At 64.4% G+C, this 25,345-nt stretch carries 23 protein-coding genes and 1 pseudogene; 5 read left to right on the forward strand and 19 right to left on the reverse strand.

From position 1 onward, the window contains the following. The first annotated feature begins 8 nt into the window (after window positions 1-8). Complete coding sequence (locus K7W03_RS17050; RefSeq protein ID WP_065845992.1) at window positions 9-1,154, forward strand: family 16 glycosylhydrolase; 1,146 nt, start codon at window positions 9-11, stop codon at window positions 1,152-1,154. On the opposite strand, the gene K7W03_RS17055 is transcribed toward K7W03_RS17050, so the two are convergent. The 17 genes from K7W03_RS17055 to K7W03_RS17135 all read right to left on the reverse strand — a co-directional run bounded on the left by K7W03_RS17055 (window position 1,139) and on the right by K7W03_RS17135 (window position 18,979). Beyond that, entirely contained in the window at window positions 1,139-2,074 is a 936-nt protein-coding gene (locus tag K7W03_RS17055) for a glycosyltransferase family 2 protein (RefSeq protein WP_222886878.1), read from the reverse strand. The genes K7W03_RS17050 and K7W03_RS17055 overlap by 16 nt on opposite strands. Next, window positions 2,074-3,159 (reverse strand): acyltransferase family protein, encoded by a 1,086-nt coding sequence (locus K7W03_RS17060; protein ID WP_222886879.1) that lies wholly within the window; start codon window positions 3,157-3,159, stop codon window positions 2,074-2,076. The genes K7W03_RS17055 and K7W03_RS17060 overlap by 1 nt, the downstream gene beginning before the upstream one ends. Continuing rightward, the gene (locus K7W03_RS17065) at window positions 3,156-4,283 is read right to left on the reverse strand and encodes an endo-1,4-beta-xylanase (RefSeq protein WP_222886880.1); all 1,128 of its coding nucleotides are present in this window, start codon (window positions 4,281-4,283) and stop codon (window positions 3,156-3,158) included. The genes K7W03_RS17060 and K7W03_RS17065 overlap by 4 nt, the downstream gene beginning before the upstream one ends. Continuing rightward, window positions 4,280-5,248, reverse strand: coding sequence for a glycosyltransferase family 2 protein (locus K7W03_RS17070; RefSeq protein ID WP_222886891.1), 969 nt, complete (start codon window positions 5,246-5,248; stop codon window positions 4,280-4,282). Before K7W03_RS17070 ends, K7W03_RS17065 begins: the two co-directional genes overlap by 4 nt. Beyond that, window positions 5,248-6,204, reverse strand: a complete 957-nt coding sequence (locus tag K7W03_RS17075) for a glycosyltransferase family 2 protein (RefSeq protein ID WP_103000874.1) — start codon at window positions 6,202-6,204, stop codon at window positions 5,248-5,250. Before K7W03_RS17075 ends, K7W03_RS17070 begins: the two co-directional genes overlap by 1 nt. Then, entirely contained in the window at window positions 6,201-7,130 is a 930-nt protein-coding gene (locus tag K7W03_RS17080) for a glycosyltransferase family 2 protein (protein WP_222886881.1), read from the reverse strand. Before K7W03_RS17080 ends, K7W03_RS17075 begins: the two co-directional genes overlap by 4 nt. Beyond that, a complete protein-coding gene (locus K7W03_RS17085; protein WP_222886882.1) occupies window positions 7,123-8,520 on the reverse strand; it encodes an O-antigen ligase family protein in 1,398 nt (465 codons plus the stop codon). Before K7W03_RS17085 ends, K7W03_RS17080 begins: the two co-directional genes overlap by 8 nt. Next, entirely contained in the window at window positions 8,490-9,779 is a 1,290-nt protein-coding gene (locus K7W03_RS17090; RefSeq protein WP_222886883.1) for a polysaccharide biosynthesis protein, read from the reverse strand. Before K7W03_RS17090 ends, K7W03_RS17085 begins: the two co-directional genes overlap by 31 nt. Further along, the gene (locus K7W03_RS17095; protein ID WP_222886884.1) at window positions 9,772-10,596 is read right to left on the reverse strand and encodes a WecB/TagA/CpsF family glycosyltransferase; all 825 of its coding nucleotides are present in this window, start codon (window positions 10,594-10,596) and stop codon (window positions 9,772-9,774) included. The genes K7W03_RS17090 and K7W03_RS17095 overlap by 8 nt, the downstream gene beginning before the upstream one ends. Beyond that, on the reverse strand, window positions 10,593-11,510 hold the full coding sequence (locus K7W03_RS17100) for a capsular biosynthesis protein (RefSeq protein WP_025548797.1): 918 nt from the start codon (window positions 11,508-11,510) through the stop codon (window positions 10,593-10,595). Before K7W03_RS17100 ends, K7W03_RS17095 begins: the two co-directional genes overlap by 4 nt. Continuing rightward, window positions 11,507-12,859, reverse strand: a complete 1,353-nt coding sequence (locus K7W03_RS17105) for a GNVR domain-containing protein (protein ID WP_226870245.1) — start codon at window positions 12,857-12,859, stop codon at window positions 11,507-11,509. Before K7W03_RS17105 ends, K7W03_RS17100 begins: the two co-directional genes overlap by 4 nt. A gap of 2 nt (window positions 12,860-12,861) precedes the next feature. Continuing rightward, a complete protein-coding gene (locus tag K7W03_RS17110) occupies window positions 12,862-14,289 on the reverse strand; it encodes an ATP-binding protein (protein WP_025548793.1) in 1,428 nt (475 codons plus the stop codon). Continuing rightward, window positions 14,286-15,101, reverse strand: coding sequence for a polysaccharide biosynthesis/export family protein (locus K7W03_RS17115; RefSeq protein WP_222886885.1), 816 nt, complete (start codon window positions 15,099-15,101; stop codon window positions 14,286-14,288). The genes K7W03_RS17110 and K7W03_RS17115 overlap by 4 nt, the downstream gene beginning before the upstream one ends. A 27-nt stretch (window positions 15,102-15,128) precedes the next feature. Then, entirely contained in the window at window positions 15,129-16,304 is a 1,176-nt protein-coding gene (locus tag K7W03_RS17120; RefSeq protein ID WP_222886886.1) for a hypothetical protein, read from the reverse strand. 301 nt (window positions 16,305-16,605) lie between these two features. Next, complete coding sequence (locus K7W03_RS17125; protein ID WP_130029976.1) at window positions 16,606-16,803, reverse strand: hypothetical protein; 198 nt, start codon at window positions 16,801-16,803, stop codon at window positions 16,606-16,608. Between the two features lie 269 nt (window positions 16,804-17,072). Then, window positions 17,073-18,464, reverse strand: coding sequence for a sugar transferase (locus K7W03_RS27895; RefSeq protein ID WP_025548789.1), 1,392 nt, complete (start codon window positions 18,462-18,464; stop codon window positions 17,073-17,075). A 281-nt stretch (window positions 18,465-18,745) separates the two neighbouring features. Beyond that, a complete protein-coding gene (locus K7W03_RS17135) occupies window positions 18,746-18,979 on the reverse strand; it encodes a hypothetical protein (protein WP_048575747.1) in 234 nt (77 codons plus the stop codon). Between the two features lie 161 nt (window positions 18,980-19,140). On the opposite strand from K7W03_RS17135, the gene K7W03_RS17140 reads away from it, so the two are divergent. Both K7W03_RS17140 and K7W03_RS17145 read left to right on the forward strand, forming a co-directional pair. After that, window positions 19,141-19,611 carry an Lrp/AsnC family transcriptional regulator gene (locus tag K7W03_RS17140; protein WP_025548786.1) on the forward strand — a complete coding sequence of 157 codons (471 nt, stop codon included), beginning with the start codon at window positions 19,141-19,143 and terminating at the stop codon, window positions 19,609-19,611. A 247-nt stretch (window positions 19,612-19,858) separates the two neighbouring features. Then, complete coding sequence (locus tag K7W03_RS17145; RefSeq protein ID WP_222886887.1) at window positions 19,859-21,130, forward strand: tyrosine-type recombinase/integrase; 1,272 nt, start codon at window positions 19,859-19,861, stop codon at window positions 21,128-21,130. Here the strand turns inward: K7W03_RS17145 and K7W03_RS28240 are convergent. Then, window positions 21,118-21,438: a DUF5818 domain-containing protein gene (locus K7W03_RS28240; RefSeq protein WP_319024323.1), complete on the reverse strand. Its 321-nt coding sequence runs from the start codon at window positions 21,436-21,438 to the stop codon at window positions 21,118-21,120. The genes K7W03_RS17145 and K7W03_RS28240 overlap by 13 nt on opposite strands. Further along, entirely contained in the window at window positions 21,341-21,991 is a 651-nt protein-coding gene (locus K7W03_RS17155; protein ID WP_222886892.1) for a lytic transglycosylase domain-containing protein, read from the reverse strand. Before K7W03_RS17155 ends, K7W03_RS28240 begins: the two co-directional genes overlap by 98 nt. Before the next feature lie 127 nt (window positions 21,992-22,118). Between K7W03_RS17155 and K7W03_RS17160 the strand changes: the two genes are divergently transcribed. Both K7W03_RS17160 and K7W03_RS17165 read left to right on the forward strand, forming a co-directional pair. After that, window positions 22,119-23,015, forward strand: a complete 897-nt coding sequence (locus K7W03_RS17160) for a toprim domain-containing protein (protein ID WP_222886889.1) — start codon at window positions 22,119-22,121, stop codon at window positions 23,013-23,015. A 76-nt stretch (window positions 23,016-23,091) separates the two neighbouring features. Beyond that, window positions 23,092-25,306, forward strand: a pseudogene (locus K7W03_RS17165) (strawberry notch-like NTP hydrolase domain-containing protein). The last annotated feature ends 39 nt before the right edge of the window (window positions 25,307-25,345 follow it).

The raw sequence follows: 25,345 nt of genomic DNA on the forward strand, positions 1-25,345 counted from the left end.
GGACGAAGCTGCCGGCAAAGGCGACGCTGTCGCTGGGCAATGCGAGCTTTCGTCCGGGCAGCAGCGTGGCCTATGTGCCGGTGACGCTGGATCGGCCGACGCCCAATACGGTGATCGCGCGGATCATCACGGTCAACGGATCGGGCACCTATCGCGCACTGTCAGGCTATAATTACCAGACGGTGGACACGGTGGTGATCTTCCGCCCCGGCGATCCGTTGGTGCAGACCGTCGCGGTGCCGATCATCGGCGCCACGGAAGGCCAGCAGTTCCAGGTCAAGCTGCGGGAGGCGCCCTGGGGCGGCCTTCAGGGTCAATCGACCGCGACGATCATGGCCAGCAGCACGGCCATCGCAACCGCCAGGGCGACGGGTATGTTTCGCGAGCCGCGCAGCTTCGCGGCGACCGGCACGCTTCAGTTCGAACTGCTCAAGGACACGCATAGGCGGTCCCCCGATGGCGGTTGGGACCGGTGGGCGACTTCGCTTGCCCATGGCCGGACGCAGATCGCCAATGGGGAAACCGGCCTCTATCTCGATTCCAGCATTTTCCCCGGCATCGAAGGGCCGGTCTATTGGGGGACGAACGGACTAGTCCTGCATACGCAAAAGCTGAAGACGCCGATCAGCTATGGCGGCCAGACATGGTATTATGGGTCGTCGGTGCTCGACGGGCGCAATTTCCTGGCGACGCAGATCGGCTATGGCCAATATGAATGGGAAGCCAAAATGCCCAGCCGGCGCGGGTCATGGCCTGCCTTCTGGCTGGTGTCGACCAGCGGCTGGCCGCCCGAGATCGATATTTATGAAGGGTTCGGCTATCAAAGCTATTGGGATTTCGACCGCCATGTCGCCCATACCCTGCATATCGGGGCCAACGGCACCCGTTACGATCAGCGGGGCGTCACGATCCAGACGCAGCAGGCCTATGGCCTCAGCGGCTATTCCCAGGGCTTTCATCGTTTCGCCGTGGACATCCAGCGCGATTACATCACCTGGTTCGTGGATGGGGTGGAAACCTATCAGTCGGTCAATCCCTTCCGGGGCTTCCGCTTTTACCCCATCATGGACGTCGCGGTGAAGACCGATGGCGCTTATGATGACGGGTCGGGCGACATGGTCGTCAAGAGCTTCAAAATCTACAGCGCGCCATAATGGCTCGCCCCGTAATAGCTGCGCGCGCCTCCTGCCAGGGCATAGAGGCGCGCCCAGCTCTTGACCCACTGTCCGGCGATGTCCACCCGACGCGCGCCGGGCAGCAACAGGGCCGCCAGTCCCGCGGTCCGCAGTCCCAACATCGCAATCGACCGGGCCAGCAGCTTCGCGGCGCCGATGCGGCCGGGCAGGGCCTTGCGCCGCGCCATGGTTTCGGTGCAGCCGATGCGCCACATGCGTTTCAGCACCCATGAAAGGCGCGCCCGCTCCGCCGGCACCCATTCGTTGACCCGTGCATCGGGCGACCAGCCGAAGCGGGCGCCTGCCTCATGCAGCCGGGCCAGGAAATCCAGATCCTCTCCGCCGCTGCGGTTGAAGCGCGGGTCGAAGAAGGGCGCGCCGATCATTGCAAAGGCGCGCCGGCCGACCAGCAGGTTGTTGCTTGCCCAGAGCATGCCGGTCGCCCCCCATGGGCGTTCCTCCGCGCGGAAGACCAGCGTTTCGCGCGCCCATCGCGGCGGCTGCCCCACGAAGCAACTGTCCACCGGCCCCGCAACGACATCCGCGCCCACCTGCGCCTGACAGATCAGCAGCGCGTCCAGCCAGCCGGGTTGCGGCCACTCATCATCGTCGATCATCGCCAGGAAACGCATCGCCGGGTCGTCCAGAGCGGCGGCGGCGATGGCATTGCGAACTGCGCAGAGCCCCGGCTGCGCCACCGTCAGCAGCGTCACGGGCAGGCCATATCCCTCCGCCAGCAGGGACCGGACCACGGCTGCCCCCTCCTGCCGGACCGGATCATTGTCCGCCACCAGCACCATCACGTCATGGCGGTCGGTCACGCCGGGCAGGGTCTCCAACAAATGGCGGAGCTGTTCGGGCCGGCGGAAGGTGGGAATGGCGATCCAGACCGCGGGCATCAGGCGGCCGCCTCGACCACGGGCTTGCGGCTCCGTCCGCCGCGCTGGAGCCATTTGATGAAGCGATGCCCGCGCACCTCCACCAGCGCATAGCTCGCCCAGCAGAGCAGCCAGGTCGCCACCAGCATGGCGAGGACGATCAGTCCGTCGAAGCCGGTGATCCCATGCCTGTGCGCCACGCTCATGCCGCGGGCGAACACGTCGCGCACCAGCGGATGCCAGAGATAGATGGAATAGCTGATCAGGCCCAGATGGAAGCTGACCGGATTGGCCATCACCGCCCGCGCCGCGGCGCCATTATAATAGCAGCTCAGCACCAGCGCCGGCATCAGGCAGACCACCAGCAGATCGGCCTTTCCAGGCAGCAGCAGGGCGAGCGCGATGAGCGCGCAGATCATGGCGAATGCGCCCGTCCGGTCGATGAGCCGCCGGCACCACGCCTTCTCTGCGCAGCGATAGCTGAGAACGCCCAGCGAGAAACCGGCGAGGCAGCGCAGCAGCGTCAGCACGCTGTCGCTGTCATTGACGTCCAGCGGACCGCTGGAACCCCGGCCCGACAGCGCCACCAGGCCCAATATTCCGACGCACAGCAATCCCTGCACCCACGCCCATCGCGAGAAGGCGATGATGGCGATCAGCGGGTAGATGAGATAGGCCGCGACCTCCGTGCTGACGGACCAGCTGTTGCCCGCGATCGGCTCCGTTCCCCAACCCCAGCTCTGCACCATCAGCAGGTTGGTGAGGATGTTCGGCGCATCGAGCGCGATCGCCTGGCTGCCGGAGATGTTCAGGACGATGCGCGCCATGAACACCAGCGTCACGATCAGGTGCAGCGGCCATACGCGCGCCATGCGGTTGATGAGGAAGTCGACATAGCTTGCCCGTCCCAGATGGTTCACCACCCGGTCGTGATAGCCGAAGGAGATGACGAAGCCGCTCAGGATGAAGAACAGGTCGACCGCCAGATAGGCGCGGGAAAAAAGCGGCAGGCGAAACGCCTCGAACGCCGGATTGTGCGGGATGTGGTACAGCAGCACCGACACCGCCGCCACGCCGCGAAGGCCGGTCAGCGAGGAAATTCTCATGCGCCTGCGCTCCTCATTGCGGGGGCCGCGTCGAAGGCGGCGGCTATGGCGTCCCACAACGGCTTGCGGCGCATCCCGCCGTCCAGCGGCAGGCCGCGCGACAACTGGCCGTCGGGCCACTTGTAATCCTTGAAACTGGACAGCCAGCTATAGCGGTCCGACAGCCCCCAGCAGAGCACCGACCGCATCGCCGGATTGTCCAGCGCCACGTCCAGAAAGGCCTTGGCGACGGAGGCGACCTCCTTGTCCCGCTTGTCCGGATTGGGTGGCCCACCCCGGTCCGCGACGTCGAATTCCGTGATGGAGAGGGCCAGCCCATAGCCGCTGAGCTGTTCCAGAAAGCGCGCGAACAGGGCCTGGTCGAAACCTTCCCTATAGGGCTTCAGATGCCCTTGTATGCCGACCGCGTCCACCGGCACGTTGCGCGCCATCAACCGGTCGAGCAGCTTCAGCAGAGCAGTGCGGCGGCGCTCGCAGCGGGGGGAGTCATGTTCTATCCCGAAATCGGTCAGGAACCGCATGGGCCGGGGATCGACTTCCCGCGCGTGGTGGAAGGCGATGTCTATATAATCCTCGCCCAGCGCATCCATCCATATGCTTTTGGCGCGCATGCCGTCGGCGCGGCCGTCATTGGGCTCGATGGCTTCGTTGACGACGTCCCATTCGCGGATTTTGCCTGCGTAACGGCGCATGGCGGTGTCGATATAACTGGTCATCAGCGTTTCGCGTTCGGCACGGCCGGCGGCCTTCAACGCCGGTTCCAGCCAGGGCGGTTGCGCGGCGTACCAGACCAGCGCATGCCCCCTCGTGCGCATGCCATGCTGCTGTGCGAAGGCGATGATCTGGTCGGCGCCGCTGAAATCATATTTGCCGGGTTTCGGCTCGGTCGTGCCGCGCTTCAGTTCATATTCCTGGACGACCATGTCGCACTCCCGGGCGACGGCAGCCGTGAAATCGGGGTCTTCGCGCAACTGGCGCGACTTGATCGCCGCGCCGAAATAGCGGCCCGACTTGCGGGCATGGGCGGCAAGCCCTGCCGTGCCGCCGACCTGCGCGGCGCTCGGCTGGATGGGGGAGCAGGCGGAAAGCGCCGCCGCGCCCGCCAGGAATTCACGCCGCCTCACAGCCTCTGCCCCTTGCCGGCGAGCATGTGGGACAGGTCGATCCATCGGTCGGAAATGCGGCGATAGACCGGATCGGGCATCACGATCTGCAACAGCACGGTCGCCGCCAGCCGGGGGCCGAAGGCGCCCCGGCAGACGGCGCCCAGATAGTAGCGCATCGCCTGCCGCCTGCTGGTCGGCCAGATGCTTTTCGCGGCGTGCCAGCCCATATAGGCGGAAAAGGCGCGCGGGCTGATATGGGGGCGCAGGTCCCGCAGCCAGATCAGGCTGCCGATGCTGCCGCGCACCTGCGAAAGCCGGTCGTCGGCATCGCGGTCGGCCCATATGGTGCCGGGCCGTTCCGTCATCAGGAAGCGCGCCCCGGCCAGCGACAGGCGCAGGGCGAAGTCGGTATCGTCACCGAATTTCACATCCTCGCGATAGCGCACCTTCTCCGCCAGCGTCCGGCTGAGGGCCATGCTGCTGGTCTGGATGAAGCCGCGATCGCACATCAGATAGCGGTCCATGGTTTCGCCATGGGCGATGGCGCGCGGCGGCTTGAGGAAATTGCGTCCTTCGCCACGGTCGGCCAGCACCTGGCCATAGGCGACGACATCCTCGCTCTCCTGCAACAGGGGCAGCAGGTCGGCAAGATGGTGCGGCAGGAACCGGTCGTCGCAGTCGAGAAAGGCGATATAGCGTCCGCGGGCATGGTCGATGCCCTTGTTCCTCGCGGCCGCCGCACCACGATTTTCCTGCACGATGACCTTGAGACGCGGATCGTTGATCGCGCCCAGGGCAACTTCCGTCCCGTCCGTCGATCCGTCCACGACCACGATCACCTCGATGATCGCGACCGTCTGTTCAAGGGCGGACATGACGGCGGCCACCGCCGCGTCGCGCCGCTGATAGGTGGGGATCACCACGGAAAACAGCGGCGCGGCGGTGGCAGCTTTCAGGCTGGACGGAGGTTGCCAGGCGGTCATCACGAACCGGCTCCACTTGTGGCGGCCTCGGCCTTGCCGAAGCGCAGGACGAAGCCGTTGACCAGCGATCGGTAGAGCGGCTTGGGCAGATAGGATCGCAGCACCTGCCGGGCGATCACGCGGGGAGGGACGCCGCCCGCCACCATGCCCACCGCCAGATCCTTGATCGCCACCACCGGCCTGATCGGCGCCATATGATAGGCCAGCACGGTTGCGCGATAGCCCCGCCGCGCCCGGTTGGTGAGCATGTGGCCGCAACGGTCGAGCCAGTCGAGCGAGGTTTCATAGCCCTTCACATAGGATGTCCGGCCCGCCTCCGTCGCGTCGAGCCAGATGGTCAGCGGCTGGTCGATCATCCGGAACCGGGCCCCCGCGCCCTGGAGACGGACGCAGAAGTCGAGATCCTGTCCCTTCTTCAAAGCCGGGTCGAACAGCACATGCTGGGCCATGCCGGTCGGCACGACCATGGTGCTGGTCTGCATGAACTGATTGGCGCAGAACAGATATTCCCCGACATCCTCGCCCTCGCGAATGCCCCGGTCGGGCCTGATCCAGTAGCGGTCGACGCCCCGGTCCACCTTCATGCGGGAATAGAGCACCGTTCGCCCGTCATCTCCCGCCAGCGCCTTCGCCATGATGGAAAGCTTGCCCGGAAGGAACAGGTCGTCGGAGTCCAGAAAGGCGATATAGCGCCCGTCGGCCGCCATGATGCCGGCATTGCGCGCCGCGCCGCCGCCGGCGTTATCCTGCCGGATATAGCGGACGCGGGGATCGCCTATCGCGTCGATCACGGGGCCGGGATTGTCCCGCGAACCGTCGTCGATCACGACGACCTCGAAATCCTGCCAGTCCTGCGCCAGCACGGACCGGATGGTGTCGCCGACGATTTCCGCACGGTTGTAGAGCGGGATGACGACGGAGAAAAAGGGTTGCTTGCCCAGCGCGGCATCGCTCATGCGCCATGCACCTTTCGATATTCTTCATAGTGGAATCCGGCGAGCCCGGCGATCTTGCCGGCCGCGCGATAAAGCTTGCCGAGCCGTTCGACCCGCTTGCCCCGGTCGAAGGTGGCGACAGCGCCCAGCGATCCGATGAGGAATCCCGCGACGATGCGCGGCGCTTCGCCCAACAGGGCGCGCAGCCGGCCCCTGTGGAAACGCTCCACCATCATGTCGGTCATGCCGACGCGATAGCCGCGCATCAGCAGCCACCGGGCGGTGACGCGGCTGGCGGGGATGAGTTCGGTCACGACCGCCTCCTCCGACCAGGCGAAGCGGAAGCCGGCGCGCTGCATGCGGGTGAACAGTTGCTTGTCCGACCCGCCGGTCAGCGCCATGCGCTCGTCAAAGGGGCGCTCCCCCATGGCGCGCAGGGCCGTGGCGGCGATCAGCACATTGGCGGTGCTGTCCACCAGCGCGACCGGGCCGGACTGCCCGCGTTGCTTGGGGGCGAGCAGGGGATGGCGCGCCGCCCAGGGAGCGATGGCGCTGTCCATCTCCCGCAGCACGGCGCCGCCGACCACGTCCGCCTCCCAGCGCTGCGCCGTATCGGCCATGGCGTCGATCCACCCGGGGGAGGCGGCCTCGTCATCGTCCAGCATGGCGATATGCGTCACGCCGGGCCGGGCCAGCGCGGCGGCCGCGAGCGCGTTGCGCACCAGCGGAATGCCGCGTTCCGCAACCAGCAGGGCTTCGACCGGCCAGCGATAGCCTTGGGAAGCGAGCTGCTCGACCACGGCGAGCCCTTCCTGCCGGGCCGCGTCATTGTCGGCCACCAGCACTTCCAGATGGTGCCGCGTTTGTTGCGCAGCGAGGGATTCCAGGGTCCGGCGCAATCCCTGCGGACGGTTGCAGGTGGCGATGCAGACGATGATATTAGCCATGGACGCTCTCCTGCTGGAGATGGTGGCGCCGGGTCCATTGCGGGCGCGGCTTGGCCTTGAAAGTGGCGTGGGCGGCCGCGATGGCCGCGAGGAAGATCACCCAGACCTGGCGATCCTTGTCGAAAAAGCTGGTTTCCAGCAGGTTCTGGTACATGACGAACACCCAGATGGCGAAGGCGGGCACCATCAGCGCCTGGTTCTCCCTGGTCGAGCCGGTCAGGAACCAATAGGCGGGCAAGGCAAGGAAGCTGACCAGCAGCATGACCAGGCCCAGCGGCCCGGTCGTCACCCAGATTTCCAGATAGCCGTCATGCGAATGGGCGGTCAGCATCTGGAATTGCTGGTTCAGATAGTCATGCGCGGGGCTGTTTACGCCCACCTGCCAGAAGCCGCCGAAGCCCGCGCCCAGATAGGGATGATCGGCCAGATAATCGAACACCACTCGCCAGATCGATACCCGCCCGGTGAAGCTGGTCGGATCGGCGAACAGCCGCTCGATGGTCGGTTGATAGGCGATGTAGAGCGCCAGGAAGCCCACCATGCCGAAACCCAGCATCAGCAGCAATATCGCGCGCTTCTGCGTGTTGTCGCTCAGCGCCCGATAGATGTTGCTGATCGCCAGCATGCCGACGCACAGCGCGAGCGAAGTCTTGCTCTTGGTCCCGATCACGAAGACGAACGCCATGACCGCGAACAGCGCATAATACCATTTGCGCCGGTCGATCCATGCATTGCCGCAGACGATGAAGGTCAGCGCCATGACGGCCCCGGCGATATTCTTGTGGAAGAAGAAACCGCGCCATGCGCCGATCAGCGCCTTGTCGCTTTCGGTCGGTGGATGGACGGCGGCGGGTGTCAGCGGCAGCGACACCCAGCAGATGATCAGCGAGACGATCAGCGCCGCGCGCAGCGCGTCGAACAGCCGCTGCGGCCCCATCAGGGAGAGCGCGCAGAAGGTGATGTAGATCACGATGAGCTGCTGCATCGCCCGCTTGAAGGACACGAACGGGTCCACGCCCCAGGTGCAGGAAATGAAGAACCAGACCAGCATGATCGCCAGCGGCCAGAAGGTGAATCTATATTGCAGCGGATGCTTGCGGATGATCTGCACGCCGGTCAGCAGCAGGGCGAAGCCGATGAACAGCATCTGCTTGAACAGGTCCGACCCGTCATTTTCCTGCGCCATCGCCACCAGCTCGTCCTGCGTGCGGGAGGCGAAGGGTTGCTGGCCGATGAAGACCATCATCAGGAAGACGAAATAGAAGATCTGGGTGATCCAGATCATGCGCATGCTCTGGCCGCCGCCCGTCTGTGCGGGGATGGCGGCGACACCGCCGCGATGCCAGCTTGTCGCCATGGTCAGGCGGCTCCCTGCCGGTCGCGCCGCCATTTGCGATCGAGTTGCCAGATGCCGAGCATCATGACGAGCTGCGACAGCACGACGCCGCCGATGGAAAGGACGGGCGCGGTGCCCAGCACGAGCAGCGTCACGGCGACCAGCCCCACGCCGCAACTGCGCATGCTCTGCGCGGCGAGCGGGCGGAAGGCCTTGCGCGCCTGGGTCATCACGCTCATCGGCGTCTGCACGCACTGGACGAGGGAGAGGAGGGCGCACAGGCCCACCGCGATCATCACCAGCCGGTGGTCCAGCGTGGGCTTCAGGATCAGGCCTGGAAAGGCATAGAGGGCAATCGCCGCCACGGCGCAGGTCGCCAGCCACAGCATGACCAGCGCGGCCATGAAGACCCGTTCCGACCTGATCGCCGCGTCATGATCGCCGCGCGCCACGGCCCGGGTCATGCGGGGCCGCTCCAACTGTGTGAGGGCGGTGATGCAGACATTGACCGGGCGGAAGAACAGCATCCCCACGGCGATCGGCGCAAAGGCGGTCGGCCCGGCGAGCAGCGTCACGATATAGCTGTGCGAATTGGAGGTCGCCTCCGTCGACAGCACGCCGACCAGCGTCCAGGCCGACTGCTCCTTCCACACCGGGCGATAGGCGCCCAGCGCGCGGGCGGGCGCCATGGCGAAGTGCCGCCGCAGATAGGCGAGGCCGAAGGGGAGCAGTCCGACCAGGCTGGCCGCCACCAGCATGCCGCCGATGGCGGGCATGTCCGCGCCGGTCCGCATCGCGATCAAAAGTCCCGCCAGGATCGTCCCTGCATAGGCGAGGTCCGATCGTGCAGCCCTTGCCGGAGCATGATGCGCATAGGCATTGGAGCGCCCGAACCAGCGGATCAGCGACAGCATGCCCGCCATCCCGAACAGCAGGGCGGCGGCGGGAGAGGCGGTTGCCCAGGCGATGGCGGCGCAGATCAGTCCCTGGCTGGCCGCCAGCATCAGGTTGACCGGGAAGAAGAAGTCGAAGCTCCGGGCATCGGCATCGTCTCCCTGGTTCACTGCGATGGTATAGGGCGTCGACACCAGCGCATTGGACAGGCCATAGCCGAACTGGATGATCACCAGCAGGAATGCCAGCGTGCCGATGGCCGCCGTTTCCAGATGGTGGATGGAAAAGAGCTGGACCAGCAGATGGCTGACCGAGACGATCGCCGACGACAGGCTCGCCAGCCCGAAGCGGCCGAACAGGCTGCCAAGGCGCCGGACGCGGCCCGTCGGAAGATTTTCAGCCACCTGGGCTTCAGCCATGGCGATGTTTCCAGATCAGCCAGAGGGCGTGCGGATTGGTGGTGATGTAGCGCCAGGCCAGTTCCTTGGGCCGCGTCGCCATGCGGTGCAGCCATTCGAAACCGGACTTCTGCATCCAGAGCGGCGCGCGCGGATAGTCGCCGGTGATATAGTTGAACAGGCCGCCGCAGGTGACGATCCAGCCGGCCTTGATCCGGTCGCGATTGCGCACGCAAAAGGCCTGCTCGCGCGGCTTGCCGGTGCCGACCCAGAGGACGTCGGGCGCGGCGGCATTGATCGCGTCGATCACCGCATCCTCTTCCTCCGGCTTCCAGAAGCCGTTGCGCCGTCCGGCGAGCTGAAGACCCGGCGCCAGCGCAAGGATCTCCTTCGCGCAGGCGGCGTTCACCTTCTCCTCGCCGCCGAGCAGATAATAGCTGACCTGAGCCTCCGCGGCCGGTTTCAGGCTGTCGATGAACATGTCCGTCGTGCTGGAGCGGTCCGCGATCTGCGGTCCGCCGAACCAGCGGGAGGCCGCGACGATGATCTGTCCGTCGGCATGGATCAGGTCCGCCTGCGCCAGATTGGCGCGGAAGTCCGGATCGGTGGCGTTCATCGACAGGCCCTGGCCGTTGGCGTCGAACACCAGCGACGGCTGCTGCTCCAGGCTACGGCGCAGGGGCGCTTCCACCAGCATCTTCGCGATCAGCGCATCCAGCGACAGGGTGGATACGGGCAGGCCGCCGACATGCGCGACGGGGGCTTCATTCCCTATGCCCGGACCGATGCCGGGGGAAGGAAGGGTTTGGGGACGCGCCAGCGCTTGTTCGGCGCTCATGCAATCACCGTCCCGGCGATCGGTACGCCATGCCGGTCCAGATCGTCGATGACCCGGCGCATGTCGGCAATGGCGGTGTCGCCGCGCCGCGCGACGATCACGACGGCGTCGAAGCCCGCCAATATGCTGCCATAGGGCGTCTGGTCGCCCTTCCGTTCCGCAAGGTAGAACAGCATCGACGTGTCGCGCAGGCCCCAGCCATTGGCCGTTTCCGCCAGCGGGCCGCGCGTCACGAGGCTCGCCGCGCTGCCGGATGCGCGACCGGCGGTCATCAGCCACAGGCCCTCCACCGCCGTCCTGGCCGCTGGCAGCAGCGCGGCGCTGCCCATTAATTGCTCTGCCAGTCCTGCCTTGTTCGCGATGCGGAACAGCCGGTCGAGCGAAGGCCGGCCCATGTCGACGTCGATCAACATCGTCTGTCCGTCCATCTGGGCCAGCACGACGGCAAGGTTCGCCGCCATGATCGCGGCCTCGTCGCCTGCCTCTATGGCCAGCACCGCCAGCCGCAGGGCAGCGGGATCGCCCTCCTTGGCCGCGGCGCGCATCTTGGCGCGGATTGTCCGCACCTTGGCGGCATAGGCATTGGCGGGGTCGAAGGCCGCGACCACCAGCGGATCGACCCGCTGGTCGCCCTCCGGCAGCAGGGCGAAGCCGCCCTGCAAGGCCGCGAGCATGCCCGCATCCTCCGGGTTCAGCAGCCCCAGGTCAACCGCCGCGTCATGCAGCGCCAGCCCTTGGGATCGGGCATGCGCCTCGACCTTGTGCACATCGGCTTCGGCCAGGAAACCGTGCTCCACCGCCAGTCGGGCGAAATTATGGCTGTCGCGGGCGCGGGGACGCAGCGCGGCGCCGCCGCCCGCCATGCCGCCCGAGGCCAGTTGATGCGGGGCGCCCGCCGTGGAACGCAGTCTCATGCGGCCTCCTGTTGCTTGAAGAACTTGGCCTGGCGCGCAGGGACCGGCACCAGTTCGGTGATGACATCGACCTCGGTGGCGCGGGCGACGCCGGCCGCGGAACGAACGCGGGGATGGACGATCTCCATCAGGATGACGGCAGCCACTCCGCCGACCAGGCCAAGCGCGATCCCGCCGATCAGCCACAGCATGATATTGGGCTTGGCAGGCAGCAGGGGCACGGTGGCCTCATCCAGCGGACTGGCATTGGGTTGGGAGATCTGGCTCTTCAGCACCGCTTCGTTGAAGCGTTGCCGCACCGTGTCATAGGTCTGCCGCGCGGCATCCACGTCGCGCTGGAGGACCATGAGCTGGTCCTGAACGTCCGACATGCGGATCATGCGATCCTCCTGCCCCGCCATGTTGGACTTGAGGTCGCCCTCCCGCCGGCTGGCCGCCACGCTGTTGGCGCTGACCGCGCCGGCCTGGCTGGCGCGCGCCGCCGCCAGCTTGGACTGGAGTTCGGACAGTTGGGCGGCGGCCGCCGCCATGGTCGGGTGATTGGGCCCCAGGGTCTTTTGCAGTTCGGATACCCTGGCGGACTGCGCCGCCACCTGTTCCTGCAAATTCTGGACGATCAGCGATCCTTCGATGTCGGAAACGCTGCCCGCACCGGCCTTGGACCGTGCGGCCGCCGCTTCCGCCTGCGCCTGGGTAAGCTGATAGGACAGGTTCTTCAGCTTCTCCGCCTCAAGGTCCATGCGGTTGATGCCGATGATGTCGTGCGCCCGCTGGAAGTCCGACAGCTTCTTTTGCGCGATCTCATAGCGACGGCGCACTTCCTCCGTCTGCTCGTCGAACCATTTGGCCGATCCGCGCGCCGGGGAGGCGCGCAGTTCCACCTGTTCGCGCATGTAGATCCGGGCGATCAGGTTGGCGACCTTTGCGGCGACCTGCGGATCGGCGTCCAGATACTGGATCTGGAGCACGTTGCTCTGCCGGCCGGTGGTGATGGTCATGTTCTTCGCGACCGTGGCGGCTGCCGCCTGCACCCGCGCATCGGCGGGCATGTCCGTCGGCATCGCATCGACGAAGCCCGCTTCCCTTGCCACGGCGTTCATCACCTTGCCGCTGCGGATGATATCCGTCTGCGTGCCCAGGATGGAATCCGTGTCGGGCTTGGGGCCCTGCGCCGTATTGGTGTCGGTCGGATCGGTCTGCGAAAGGTCGAGCAGCAGCGACGCCGTGCCCATATATTGCCGCGGTTGCAGAAAGGCGGTGATCGCGACGAGCAGGAACAATATGCCCCCGATCATCGCCGCCGTGCGCCAGCGCGCCTGAAGCGCGGCCAGCAAATCCATCGGGTTCATGGTCATAGCCCGTCCACTCCCTTGAGCAGCGCGCGCATCTCCTCCGCGGGCGATTGCACAGGCGGTGCGCTCTGCACCGGCTGCTTCGCCATCAGCAGCAGAAATTGCGGCGCCAGCGTATCCTCGAACATCCAGAGCTCGCCATTGGGCGTCGCCACCAGCGCGGGTTGCAGCCGCATCATCGCGTCGCGCGCCTGGCCTTCGTTCACCGACCCGCCACCCAGCACCTCATGGCCGAGCTTCACGAGCCGCTCATAGCTGATGGCGGACATTTGGGAGGCGACGACGGCTGCAAGAGCGATCATCCGCCGCGTGGACCCGGCTTCCCACAGGATGCGGCGGAACAGCGCATGGGTCTGGCCGCTCATTTCCTCCCAATCCTCCAGCGCGGAGAGCAGCCCCTGCTCGACATCGGACAGCAGCATCCGGTCGCGCGCGGCCGATTCCGTCACCAGCGCGGCCGACATGCCGAACAGCCGCGCATGATAGGGCGATCCCATGGCCGCGCTCGACAATGCGTCGAGCGCATCCTCGTCGATGGAAAGCCGGGCGTTGGAGGCGCAGGACAGCAGCAGCCGCTCCAGCTCCGGCTTGGGGATCGGCGCGACCCGCTGCGGCACCAGATGGCGGCGCAGCGAGGGGTGGGCGGCAATCAGCCCGTCAATGTCGCTGGCGATGCCGACCAGCACGACCTGTACCGGCGAGTGGATGTCGGTCAGCAGCTTCAGCAGCGTCGCGACGTCCTGCTTGGCCGTTTCCGACTGCACCCGGTCATATTCGTCGATGATGAGGATGGAACGCTCCCGCACTTCCTCCACCAGCAGGGCGGAGAGGCGGGACACGTCCAGCGGCTCGCTCATCATCTTGCGCGCCCGTTCCTGTCCCGCGCTGCTCATCGGCAATTCGGTCAGGAAGGGACGGAAGAGGGAGTCGAAATCCGCTTCGCCATTGGCGGATGCATAAAGCGCGACGCATCCCGCCTCGTCCGCCAGATCCCCGAACACGCGGGCGAGCGAGGTCTTGCCCGATCCGCGCGTGCCGAAGATCACGGCATGCTTGCGTTGCACGACGATCGCCTCGACCAGCTTTTCCAGTTCGCTGTTGCGCCCTGCCAGTCCATGGCGGTCGGTCACCGGCATGGCGGTGTTGAACGCCGCATAGATGCTGTCGCGGCGCAGGCTGATGGGTTTGATCGGCGCGGCCATGGCGCTCATGGAGAGCGGCCGGTGCGCCGCTTCCTCCGGCTGCGCTTCCGGCGCGTCATGCCGGAAGCCGGGCAGGGCGGGCACGTCCAGATGCAACGGCACGTCGTCGGGTATGACGCGCTCGTTGCGCTTTTCGCCGCTGCGCGTAAGGGACAGAAACCTGTCGAAAATACCGGATTTCTGGCTGGAGCGTGAGTGCGCGAAGCCTTGATCGAGTGTCGTCAAAACAGCTTCTCCCGGATGATGAGGACGTCTTCAGGCTTGACCGGATCGTCCAGCTTGGCCTGTATTTCCTTCCCCTCCCGCCGGACTTTTATCCTTTTGGTCGAACCCGCCAGCGTCGGTCCGCCCGCCAACGCCAATGCCTGCCGGAAGCTTTGCCCCGGCACATAGGAGAAGGCGCCGGGCTGCTGAACCTGGCCGTAGACATAGACTTTTTCCGCGGGCGGCACGAACAGCGTGTCGCCCGCCCTCAGCGGCCGCATCGCGCCCGCGCCCATATCGGCCAGCGAAATGCGTACTGGCCCGCTGCCGTCCGCAGGCGTCAGGATGACGGCATTGGCGCCGTCCTTGGTCGAACCGCCGGCCTTGGCGAGCATCGACGCCACCGTATAATCCCGGTCGAGCGGATAATTGCCCGCTTCCGGCACATTGCCGAGTACGGTGACGAACCGGCTGACATAATTGCTGACCTCCACGCTGACGGACGGCTTGGTCAGATAGCCGCCGCTGGCATAGCCGGCCGCAATGTCCTGCGCCAGTTGCGAGGTCGTCTTCCCCTTGGCGGAAACCGGCCCGACCAGCGCGAGCAGGACGGTGCCGTCCTCCTTGATGCGCGTGGTCGTCGACAGGTCGGGCTGTCCGAAGACGGAGATTTTCAGCTCGTCATTCGGACCGAGCTGATAGCCTGCGCTTGCCGCCTGCGCGGCAGTTGCAGTCGCCGCCGCGTTTCCGGCGGCGGTCTGGGCAGTCGCGGCCATCGGACCTGCAATGATGAGCAGGGTCGAGATGGATTTCAGGAGAGTATCGGCTTTCACAGCTCATGCTCCCAATATATTGAGGGTCTAGAAATGCAGGGCAGCGCCCAACGTTACTTGCGTGCCGCTATAGTTGGAGACGCTGGTGTCCGTTCTGCGGGTGTAATGCTGGGCATCCAGCGTAAGATCGAAACGATCCGAAAGTTTCCTGGTCAACAGCCCGCCAAAGCGACGGTTGCGGTCGGCCGTTATCGAATAGGGACGAAGCGCCGCATCCTGACGGAACTTTCTGCGGTCCCATTCCGCATAAAGGCCGGCGGACGTGAGTTCGGAGATCGAAAATTCGCCCTGGATGCGGTAGCTGGTATCGATGGCGAAACCGCTGGCGATCAGGCTGTCGTTGACGATGGCGCGCTCTGTCATGGCCGTCAGCTTCAGGCGCGGAATGGCTTGCGTCGACAGGCTGACTTTCCAGCCCAGCCCGTCATAGCCGCCCACCGCCGCGCTGTCGCTGCTGACGTCGAGCCAACGGACATCCGCGTCGATCTGCGTGATCGGCGTCACCGCGCGCTGGAACCGCAGGCCATAGCTGTTGATGCGGTTCTCTATGCCCAGCGTGTCGCGCTTGCTGTTCACCCGCTCATAATAAGCGGTCAGCGTGCCCAGGCTGGGCATGGCATAGCCGATCCCGCCCATGAACATATCGCTGGTCTGGTCGGCATAGTCGAACTGGTCGGCATTGCGCGTCCTGTCATGCTCATAGCTCGCCACAGGGAACAGCCCCGGGCGCTCGCAGGTGAAATCCGCGCCGACCGTGGCGAACTTCTGGAGGTTTTCGGTCGCGGAATTGATGTCGCCATAATCAGCGCGCTGTTGGCGATAGGAGGCGCGAGGGGTGATCAGGCAGGTCGCGCCGAAGCGGATATTGGCCTTCGCCTCCGTATCCAGACGCAACTTGCTCCGCTGTCCTTCGGAAATGAAACGGTCATAGCCGATCTTCCCGCGCAGCAGGATGTCGTGACGGCCCACCGGCATGCCATAGGTCGCCTCCAGAGAGGGCGTGACGATCAGGTCGTCGGTGGGGTTTTCGACGCGGTCGTCCACGCGATAGACGTTGTCGTCATAGAGTAGATCGAGGCCGGCTGTCAGATGAAGACCGTAATCCCGGATCCGCTTCTCCTCCATGGCATTGTTGATGCGCTTTGGCTCAGTCGTACCGTCATTATCCTGCGCCTGCGAAACTGTCGGCATGGCCGCGACCATTGCGGCACCACTTAGCGCTGCCGCAAAACAGGTGCGCGACCATGAAGTCTGTCGATCGCAAGGCACAGAAATGCGGCCCCGCAATCGCGGATTATTATATTTGTTCAAAACCAATCGACCCTTATTGCATTGCAGCAATCAGGGCATGCTAGAAGTATTTCTACGTAAAACCACTGCCCGAAAAGCAGCTTGTCGCGTCAAAACAACGGCTCGGTTCATCGCAAACAGGGCGCGGCGGGACCAGTCCCGGCGCACCCTGCAGCTGTTAATCTGGGAGAAAGCTTGAGCCTTGCGAGTCCGGTCAGAAGATCAGCCAGGCGATGGCTGCGACCGCGCCGACAAAGGCCACGATGCCGGCCCAACGCGACAGGAGCTGTACGCCGCTTTCGGCGTGATCGGCAAACGTCATGCCGTCGATGCGAGCGGGAAGCTCACGGCGCACCTCCGCCGTTTCGATCAAAGAGGGTGCCGTCGCAACTGCTGCAAATTCTTCCGCCACGTCGATATTCCCGCCGCCCGATTGGTGATGGCGTTAATATCCGATTTTGCGGTTAACAAATAGTTGGGAAGGAAGGCCTGCTGACATCGATTCGTCGCATATGACCATGCGACGGCGCTCAATTCTTAATCTGGGATAAGATTTTTTGCGACGAAGCGTTTTCAGCAACATTTCGTCGCAAATATCATTTTCTCGGCGGAACCTTTTTCGCTTTCCCGCGTCTTGGCCGCTCCGCCGATTCGCGCTCCAGATTTGGCATTCGGCGGGCGCTAATAAGCGTTCTTGTGGACCAGCACGTTCAGCGTTCCGAACAGGATCGCAATGTCGCGGGTCAGGCTCCAGCCATGCAGATATTCCAGATCCGCCTCGACCCGGTTCAATATGTCGCGGCGCGTTTCCGTCGCACCCCGGAAGCCGCGGATCTGCGCCAGGCCGGTGATCCCCGGCTTCAGTGCATGGCGGTGCCAATATTGCCGGTCCACCTGCCAGAATAGCTGTTCCTCCGCCGTCGATCCCAGGGCGTGGGGGCGGGGGCCGACCAGGCTCATCTCTCCCAGCAATACGTTGATGAGCTGCGGCAGTTCATCGATGCTGGTCTTGCGGATGAATGCGCCGACGCGCGTGATGCGATTGTCGTCCCGCTGCGTCGAAGTCGCGCCCGCGCTGTCGCACTGCTCCACCTTCATGCTGCGGAATTTCAGGATATGGAACAGCATGTTGCCGCGTCCGATCCGTTCCTGCTTGAAGAAGACGGGGCCCGGGGAGTCCAGCTTGATGAGGATCGCCACCACCGCCATCAGCGGCGCGAGAAGGATCAGCACCGGTACGGTCAAAGCGATGTCCAGCAGGCGCTTCTTGGCTCGGTTGGCGAGGTTCAACGGCCCGCGCGACACCACCAGCGTGGGCGTGCCGCGGTAAGACTGGACCGCCAGCGGCGCCATCGGGTCCAGTTCGGGCACGATGATCTCACCCAATATGTTGCCGCCTTTCAGCATCTGGGCCCAATCCGCCTTGCGTTCGGCTGGGCAGGAGATCACCGCGCGATCATAGTCGCGGAGCAGGGTGCCCAGGCGATGCAGCATATAGGGATCGTCCAGATCGGCCTTCAGCCCGATGGCCGCCGCATCGACGATCACCATGCCGCTGACGTCGTCGGGAATGGCGCCGTCATCGATGATCAGGAGCTGGGCGAACAGGCCGTCGGCAAAGTTGCGGCGCACCATATGCACGATCATCAGCCGCTGTAGGACGAGCAAGGTGCCGCTGCACAAGATACCGGCCGAAATGCCAAGCCGCGACAATTGTCCCGTCGCCTTCAGCGAAAAGACAACCAGCAGGAAGATCAGCAATGTTCCTGCGAAAGCCATGGTGGCGCTGCGGCAGGACTGCGTCATGCGCATCAGGCAATGAGGATTATAGGCCTGGTTATGGAAAGCCAGGACCGCGTAAACGATCATGCCGCCCGCCAGCGGCTGCCACTGCCCGTCCGCCAGCCATTGCAGGCCGGCGGCGCGCAGCCCGAAGGCGAAGCCCGTGGCAAGCGCGGCCATATCGGCAACCAGCAGGAGCAGGCACAGCCAAAGCCGCGCATTCCGCTGCCCTGAGGCCGTAGCGGGCTGGCGACTGGGAACACCTTCGATCGCCAGATCAATTTTCGACATCTGCAACCCTTTTTATGTCTTGACGTCAAGCCGGGCACCGCCGCGCGGCAGTGTGTTAACCATCAGACATCCGCAGCGTTTTGATTTATGTTGCGCAGCAGCAGGGCATAAATGCCGTGGACTGACAATCGGGCTTGGGGTGCGCGGACCCGCTTTTCCGATGATCCGTTTGTCCTGGAAGATGCTCTGCCCCAGATTTGCGACGACCTGAAATGGCGAGCGTTGCCATGCGGCGCTTCCGGGGCGCGCAGAACGCCGCCCGATCCGAATCACCAGCAGGATCAGCCTATTATCCACCACCCCAATAAAAACAGCGTGGCAAGCAGCGCGAAGGGGCCTGCCCAGCGCGACAGGCGCTGGATCGCGCCCTCCATCTGCTCTTGCTGAATATGCCACCAGGAGGCAGGATTTCCATCTTCCCGGCTGTTCGTCTGCACAGGATCATGCTGGGGCGCGGCAGGAGCGGCTTTTGCGCCGCTGCCCTTGTCCTGTGGTTGGGGAGAAAGGTCGATCATGTCCGCAGTCCCAACCATCCCTGATGCGACCTGTCGACAGAATAGCCCGGCTGGCCGAAAAGGAAAGCGGATTCAGGCTTTTCGTTTCGGCAAAATCATCCGCGTCGGATCGTTCAACTGGACGCTTGGATGAAAGGGATGCGGCGATTATCCTGCCCCTCATGAAACAGGACCGACAGATCGATGCCGTCGACCGAAAGATCATCGCAGCCCTGCAGGAGGATGCGACGCTCAGCCATGCCGAGCTGGCGGAGCGGGTCGGGGCTTCCAGCGCTTCCTGCTGGCGTCGGATCAAGGCGCTGGAGGCCGCGGGCGTCCTCGCCGGGACGGTCAGGCTGGTCGATCCGGAAAAGGTCGGGCGGGGCGTCAACGTCCTTTGCAACATCCGCATGCGAAGCCACGCGCAGGAGGCCCGCCGCGCCTTCGAGCAGTTTGTCGAGGGTCGCCCGGAAATCGTCGAATGCTTTTCGATGTCGGGGGAATGGGACTATCTGATGCGCATCGTGGTCGCGGATGTCGCAGACTATAATCGCTTCCTGATGATGACCCTTTTGGGGCATCCCTCGGTCGCCGGTGCTGCGTCGCACTTCGCCCTGTCCATGACGAAGTTCACCACCGCCCTGCCGGTCTGACCTTGAGAGCGACGGGAGAAGCCGTGCGGCGATGCATCAAGGGTGGGGAGGATCTGGTGGACGCAGTTTTTTGGTGGACGCACTAGGGCTCGAACCTAGGACCCGCTGATTAAGAGCTGCAATCAGAGGGTCCTAGCGCATCCGCATGGGTCCAAAAATGGCGGAAATCTGCGATTTATAGTCCGTATTGTTCTTGAAATGTTCGCCAGTATCCAGTACCAAAAGCTACCTAAGGTAGCAGGTGCATATGGCGAACAAAGTTGGTTTGACGGATGCTCGGATCGCAGGCTTGAAGGCTCCTGCCACCGGGCAAATTGAGCTTGCTGATGGCATCGTGACCGGGCTCCGGATTCGGATGGGTGCAAGCGGCATCAAGACGTACATCTTGCGCAAGCGCGTTCAAGGCAAATGGTTGAACGTCACAATCGGCCGACATGGCCCGAGCTTCACTCTTGCCAATGCTCGGCGGAAGGCGCGAGACCTTCTGGTCGATGTTGAGCAGGGCAAGAACATCGCCAGAAAGCCAGGCGCGAAGAGGAAGGGATCGAAGGGCGTTGGGACGGTCGCTGAGCTCTACGAAATCTATTTGTCTCAGCAGATCGAGGGCAAAAAACGGAGCGCGAAGGAGTTCGACCGGGTTTTCCGGAAGTACATCGAACCCGAGCTGGGTGACCGTCTCGCGGATTCCATCACTCGAAGCGACGTGAGCCGCTTTGTCGAGAAGATCGCCTTCGAGCGGGGCAAGGAAACCCTGACGATGGCGCGCATCGTGTATCGCCATCTTTCAACTTTCTACACTTGGGCACTCACCAGGCTCGAGCATTTGCCAGCCAATCCTTGCCGGGATGCATGGCGTCCGAAGCGAAGTGAGCCTCGCGACCGCGTGCTCAGCGATCGAGAGCTCGCCGCGTTGTGGCAAGCCGCTGTCGAGGATGGCTATCCGTTCGGTCATCTCGTGCAAATGCTTGTTCTCACAGCCCAGCGCCGGGGAGAGGTGCTCGACGCCACTTGCGACGAGTTCGATTTCAAGGCGAAGGTTTGGACGGTCCCTGGAGACAGAGCGAAAAACGGCAAGGCGAATATCGTGCCGCTGTCCTCCCAGGCACTCACAGTCGTCACTGACATCTTCGCTGCCGCGGGGATTGCTCCTGACGACGCCCACAAGCAGTCCCAAATTCTATTGGCATCCAAGGTCACCAACACAAACAGTGTCAGTGGGCTGTCAAAGGCCTGGAAGCGGATTAGGGCAAGCGTGGATGAGAAGCTTGGCTATGATGCCGGTCATTTCACCATGCATGACATTCGCCGGACAGTGGCAACTGGGCTGCAGAGGCTTGGAATACCGCTGGTCGTTTCTGAAGCTGTTCTCAATCATCAGTCGGGCTCGGCAATGGCCGGTGTCGCCGGGGTTTATCATCGGCATCAGTACACCAATGAGAAGCGCGAAGCTCTCGCACTGTGGGGCAGGGAGCTTCTCCAACTCGTCGCGAAATATCCGCCCCAGAATCAGGAAGGATGACTGTCCGCGCCAATCCAGTCGGCGCGTAGACGATCCATGCCTGCAACGACGCCTTCAACAGTCACGTTCGAACCGATGAGATCGTCGGTAACTTCCTCGCTTTCGACGATCCAAACCTCGTCCGATTTAGTGGTTAGGATCATTCCGCGTCGTCCGCGGCTCAGCATTCCCGACACGCGTATTCGACCGGAACTCACAACTACCCCCTGCTCAAAAGCGCCAATGACGCAGCACGTCGCGCACATAGGCCGGTGTCTCGCCATTGCGTGGGATACCGCCGGCTCGCTCGACGGCGCCAGGGCCTGCATTGTAGGCAGCGAGGGCCAGATGCACTACCCCGAACTTGTCGAGCATCTGGCGGAGATACCGCGCCGCACCGAAGATGTTGGCCATTGGATCGAAGCGATTCGAAATGCCAAGGTCGTGGGCGGTCCCCGGCATCAGCTGACCCAGGCCGGCGGCGCCAGCCTTGCTGATCGCCAGTGGATTATACCGCGATTCCGTCCATACCAGGGCGTCGAGAAGACCACTCGGCAGCGAATATTGAGCCTCAGCAGCATAAACATGGGGAAGGTAGCTTGCCCGTCGAACGCCTGAGGGCCCGCCAGCTTCGGGCTTTGCATAACGATAGGGAAGGTAGGTCCGGCCCGCTTCGAGAACCGGAGCCCCTGACGAAGCGGCTAGGGGCTGGCGCCAAATCCCATGCTCCACCAGCTGGAAACCGTTCGACCCCTCGGCAATGCGGAAGCCGTCAGGTCGCAGCTCAGGTGCAGCAGCAGCCATTTCCTCCTGCGCCTGAGCCGGGACGACGAACGCCAATCCCGCCAGCGCCGCTGTGATCGTTGCCCATCTCAGTCTCATATCTCGATTCCTTCTATGGCCGAATCGAGTGAGAACATATATAGAACACATCATGTAGGAAAACGCATTGGCAGCAGCGCAGAGCGGAGGCTGCGCGGGTGGAGGCATGTCATGATGGAGATGCCCCATGTCCCAGATTCAAGGTCGAGAAACGCTCGAAGCCCGCGCTCGTAAGATCGTCGAGGCGCTGAGCGGGACCTGGTCGCGCTCGCGCGGTATGTGTTGCTGCCCGGCCCACGCTGACCGCACCCCCTCGCTCAGCATCACGCTCGGCAAGCGCGCGATCCTGGTCCATTGCTTCGCCGGCTGCACCAACGAGGCAGTCATGCAGGGCATGGCCAAGCTTGGGGTGCGAATCTCGGACCTGTTCGACGGGACGGGCGGCCCGGTCGCATCCGCGCCGCGTCACGAAATCGCTGACCGCAACGCGCTGAGACTGTGGCGCGAGGCCTCGCTACTCGCAGGCAGCCCGGCCGAGCGCTACCTTGCCAAGCGAGGCATTACGATTTCATCTTCCGACCTGCGCTTTCATCCGCACATGCCGCTCGGCCCGAAGGGCGCGGTGCGGTTCCTACCGGCCTTGGTGGCAGCGGTACGCAACGACGCCGGTATCCTGGCGCTGAACCGGACCTTCCTCGATCCCGACAGCAACCGCCTCGCCTCATTTGAGCAGCCGAAGCGCTCACTCGGCAGTCCGGGCTCGGGAGCCGTACGTCTGGCATATCCGCGCGATGGCAGGCTCGGACTCGCCGAGGGCAACGAGTCCGCGCTTTCGGCGATGCAGATGTTCGACATTTCCTGCTGGGCGACGCTGGGCAACGAGCGGTTCGGCCTGGTCACGATCCCGGAATCGGTGCGCGAGCTGCATCTCTTCGTTGACAACGACGCCGGTGGACTCCTCGCCGAGGAGCGCGCGCGTGCAGCCTATGCCTGCACGGGGCGCCGGATCGTCACCCGTCGGCCCGAGCGACCCGGCGACGACTGGAACGACGTGCTGATGCGCCGGATTCGCGCGGCGGCTTGAGCCAAGCAGAGACGAGAGTGGGCTTGGGGCCTTTTGAGGCCCCCAGACGGACTTGGGCCTCGTCAGGAGGTTTCCAGTGTCCCATGCTTCTCCCGCTCTCGCCTTTACCATCCCCGCCGAACCGCAGGTTCTGGTCGCGGCAAGGTCGTTGGCTGCCCGGATCGGTGCCGATCAGGCTATCTCCCGCGCCGTGCTGAACGCCACAATGCGCGAGCATTTCGGCGGCAGCGATGCCGACGGCCGTTGGTCGGTGCGAGATGCCCACGCCGCGCTCGAATTGGCCCAGGTGCTATTCTTGACTGACGAGTCCGAGCTCGTCACCGCTGTGTCGCCTGAATTGGCCAATCGGACCTTTTCTCGCTTGGAAGCGCTGGTGCCGAGCCAGACCACTCGCAGCGACGAGCAGATCGAATGGCAGCAGTTCGCAACGCCGCCCCGCATCGCCTGGCTCTCTGCCCGGGCCTGCGCGATCTTTGCGGGCGAACTGGTGCTCGAACCCTCGGCCGGGACTGGGATGCTGGGCATTTGGGCGGCTAAGGCAGGCGCGCGCCTCGCGCTCAACGAGATCTCACCGCTCCGTCGTGAATGCCTTGGAGCACTGTTCCCCGAAGCCACGGTGACGGGATACGATGGCGAGCTGATCGACGAGCTGCTGTCGCCCAATATCGCGCCGAGCGTGGTGTTGATGAACCCTTCCCTATTCGCACGGGATTGAGCGCGGCCACGACGGACGCACCGGTGCGCGGCACCTACGCTCGGCCTGGAAGCGGCTGCTCCCCGGCGGTCGCCTCGTCGCGGTGATGCCCGAATGGTTCGACCTGCCGCGCTTCCTTGCCGGGATCACCGGCCCGGTGGCGCTGCGGCTCAACGCCGCGATCGAGCTCGGTTTCGTCAAGCAGGGCACCTCGATCACCACCCGGCTCTTGGTGCTCGACAAGGTCGATGGCGGCGATAGTCCGGTCATCGCCAAGCCGGTGAACTTTGCCGAGCTCTGCTTCCTGGTCGGCCTTTTGCCCGATCGCACGGGGCAGGTTGCTGAGCCGATCATCGCCCAAAGACCGGCGCTCCCGCTGCGGCTCATCGGACAGCCGAGCAAACCGGTCCCGCTCGTGGTTCGGCCCGTCGCGGCCGCAGCGTCGATCCAGCCGCTGGCTTACCAACAGCTCGATGCGCCCGCGCCGATCGCCGAGCAGGTCGGGCACTATCTACCTTACCGACCGAGCCGCATCGCGATCACCGGCGCAGTCGAACATCCGACGCCGCTGGTGGAATCGGTCGCGATGGGCTCGATCACCGCGCCGGTGCCCGAAGCGGTGCCGCAGCTGCCTTCCGATCTTATCACCAAAGGCGTACTCTCCGCCGCGCAGACCGAGACCCTGATCTATGCTGCAAACGCCCATGCCCGCGATCTTTCGGGCAGGTTCGAGCCCGACGACAAGGGCTGCGTGCTGAAGGCGAGCGCCGAGGGCCGGACCTACCGGATGGGCTACTTCCTTGGCGACGGGACCGGGGCGGGCAAGGGCCGGCAGGTCGCCTCGGTCATCCTCGATCGCTGGGTGAGGGGCGAGCGCCGCCATATCTGGATTTCAAAGAACGAAGCGCTGCTCGAAGACGCGCGCCGCGACTGGAGCGCACTTGGGGGCCTGCCGATCGACGTCCAGCCGCTCGGGCAATGGAAGCTCGGGGTCCCGGTCGGAATGCGCGAGGGCATCCTCTTCGTCACCTATCCGACCCTTCGCTCAGGCCGCAGCGATGCGACCCGGCTCGAGCAGATCCTCAAATGGGCGGGTGACGACTTCGACGGGGTGATCGTCTTCGACGAAGCCCACGCCATGGCCAACGCCGCGGGCGGCGAAGGCTCACGCGGTAAGGTCAAGGGATCGGAGCAAGGCGTTGCCGGAGTGCGGCTTCAGAACCTGCTGCCGCGCGCCCGCGTGCTCTATGCCTCGGCAACCGGGGCGTCAGACGTCAACAATCTCGCCTATGCGACCCGGCTTGGCCTCTGGGGACCGGAAACCGCCTTCGCCAACCGCGAGGCCTTCGTCGCCGACATTCGCGATGGCGGCATTGCCGCAATGGAACTGGTCGCCCGCGATCTCAAATCGCTAGGGCTCTACACCGCGCGAGCGCTGTCGTTCGCCGGGGTCGAATACGAGATCCTCGAACATTGCCTCTCCGTCGACCAGATCGCGGTCTACGACGCCTATGCCGAAGCCTGGACGCTGTTATGGCGAGCTGCGCATAAGATCGCTTATCGCGAGGAAGCGGTAATGCGGAGGAGCGCGGCGTAGTCCTGCAAAGCTGCGGAACATTTCGCCACGTCCTTCACA

The organism is Sphingobium sp. PNB (assembly GCF_019873065.1).
GTDB lineage: Bacteria > Pseudomonadota > Alphaproteobacteria > Sphingomonadales > Sphingomonadaceae > Sphingobium > Sphingobium fuliginis.

Bases quoted from the DNA above. Each gene is read 5' to 3' on its own strand.
- K7W03_RS17055 (WP_222886878.1), bottom strand. From the start codon at position 2,074: ATGCCCGCGGTCTGGATCGCCATTCCCACCTTCCGCCGGCCCGAACAG.
- K7W03_RS17060 (WP_222886879.1), bottom strand. From the start codon at position 3,159: ATGAGAATTTCCTCGCTGACCGGCCTTCGCGGCGTGGCGGCGGTGTCG.
- K7W03_RS17070 (WP_222886891.1), bottom strand. From the start codon at position 5,248: ATGACCGCCTGGCAACCTCCGTCCAGCCTGAAAGCTGCCACCGCCGCG.
- K7W03_RS17075 (WP_103000874.1), bottom strand. From the start codon at position 6,204: ATGAGCGATGCCGCGCTGGGCAAGCAACCCTTTTTCTCCGTCGTCATC.
- K7W03_RS17080 (WP_222886881.1), bottom strand. From the start codon at position 7,130: ATGGCTAATATCATCGTCTGCATCGCCACCTGCAACCGTCCGCAGGGA.
- K7W03_RS17085 (WP_222886882.1), bottom strand. From the start codon at position 8,520: ATGGCGGCGCGACCGGCAGGGAGCCGCCTGACCATGGCGACAAGCTGG.
- K7W03_RS17090 (WP_222886883.1), bottom strand. From the start codon at position 9,779: ATGGCTGAAGCCCAGGTGGCTGAAAATCTTCCGACGGGCCGCGTCCGG.
- K7W03_RS17095 (WP_222886884.1), bottom strand. From the start codon at position 10,596: ATGAGCGCCGAACAAGCGCTGGCGCGTCCCCAAACCCTTCCTTCCCCC.
- K7W03_RS17100 (WP_025548797.1), bottom strand. From the start codon at position 11,510: ATGAGACTGCGTTCCACGGCGGGCGCCCCGCATCAACTGGCCTCGGGC.
- K7W03_RS17105 (WP_226870245.1), bottom strand. From the start codon at position 12,859: ATGAACCCGATGGATTTGCTGGCCGCGCTTCAGGCGCGCTGGCGCACG.
- K7W03_RS17120 (WP_222886886.1), bottom strand. From the start codon at position 16,304: ATGGTCGCGGCCATGCCGACAGTTTCGCAGGCGCAGGATAATGACGGT.
- K7W03_RS27895 (WP_025548789.1), bottom strand. From the start codon at position 18,464: ATGTCGAAAATTGATCTGGCGATCGAAGGTGTTCCCAGTCGCCAGCCC.
- K7W03_RS17135 (WP_048575747.1), bottom strand. From the start codon at position 18,979: ATGATCGACCTTTCTCCCCAACCACAGGACAAGGGCAGCGGCGCAAAA.
- K7W03_RS17140 (WP_025548786.1), top strand. From the start codon at position 19,141: ATGAAACAGGACCGACAGATCGATGCCGTCGACCGAAAGATCATCGCA.
- K7W03_RS17145 (WP_222886887.1), top strand. From the start codon at position 19,859: ATGGCGAACAAAGTTGGTTTGACGGATGCTCGGATCGCAGGCTTGAAG.
- K7W03_RS28240 (WP_319024323.1), bottom strand. From the start codon at position 21,438: ATGCAGGCCCTGGCGCCGTCGAGCGAGCCGGCGGTATCCCACGCAATG.
- K7W03_RS17155 (WP_222886892.1), bottom strand. From the start codon at position 21,991: ATGAGACTGAGATGGGCAACGATCACAGCGGCGCTGGCGGGATTGGCG.
- K7W03_RS17160 (WP_222886889.1), top strand. From the start codon at position 22,119: ATGTCCCAGATTCAAGGTCGAGAAACGCTCGAAGCCCGCGCTCGTAAG.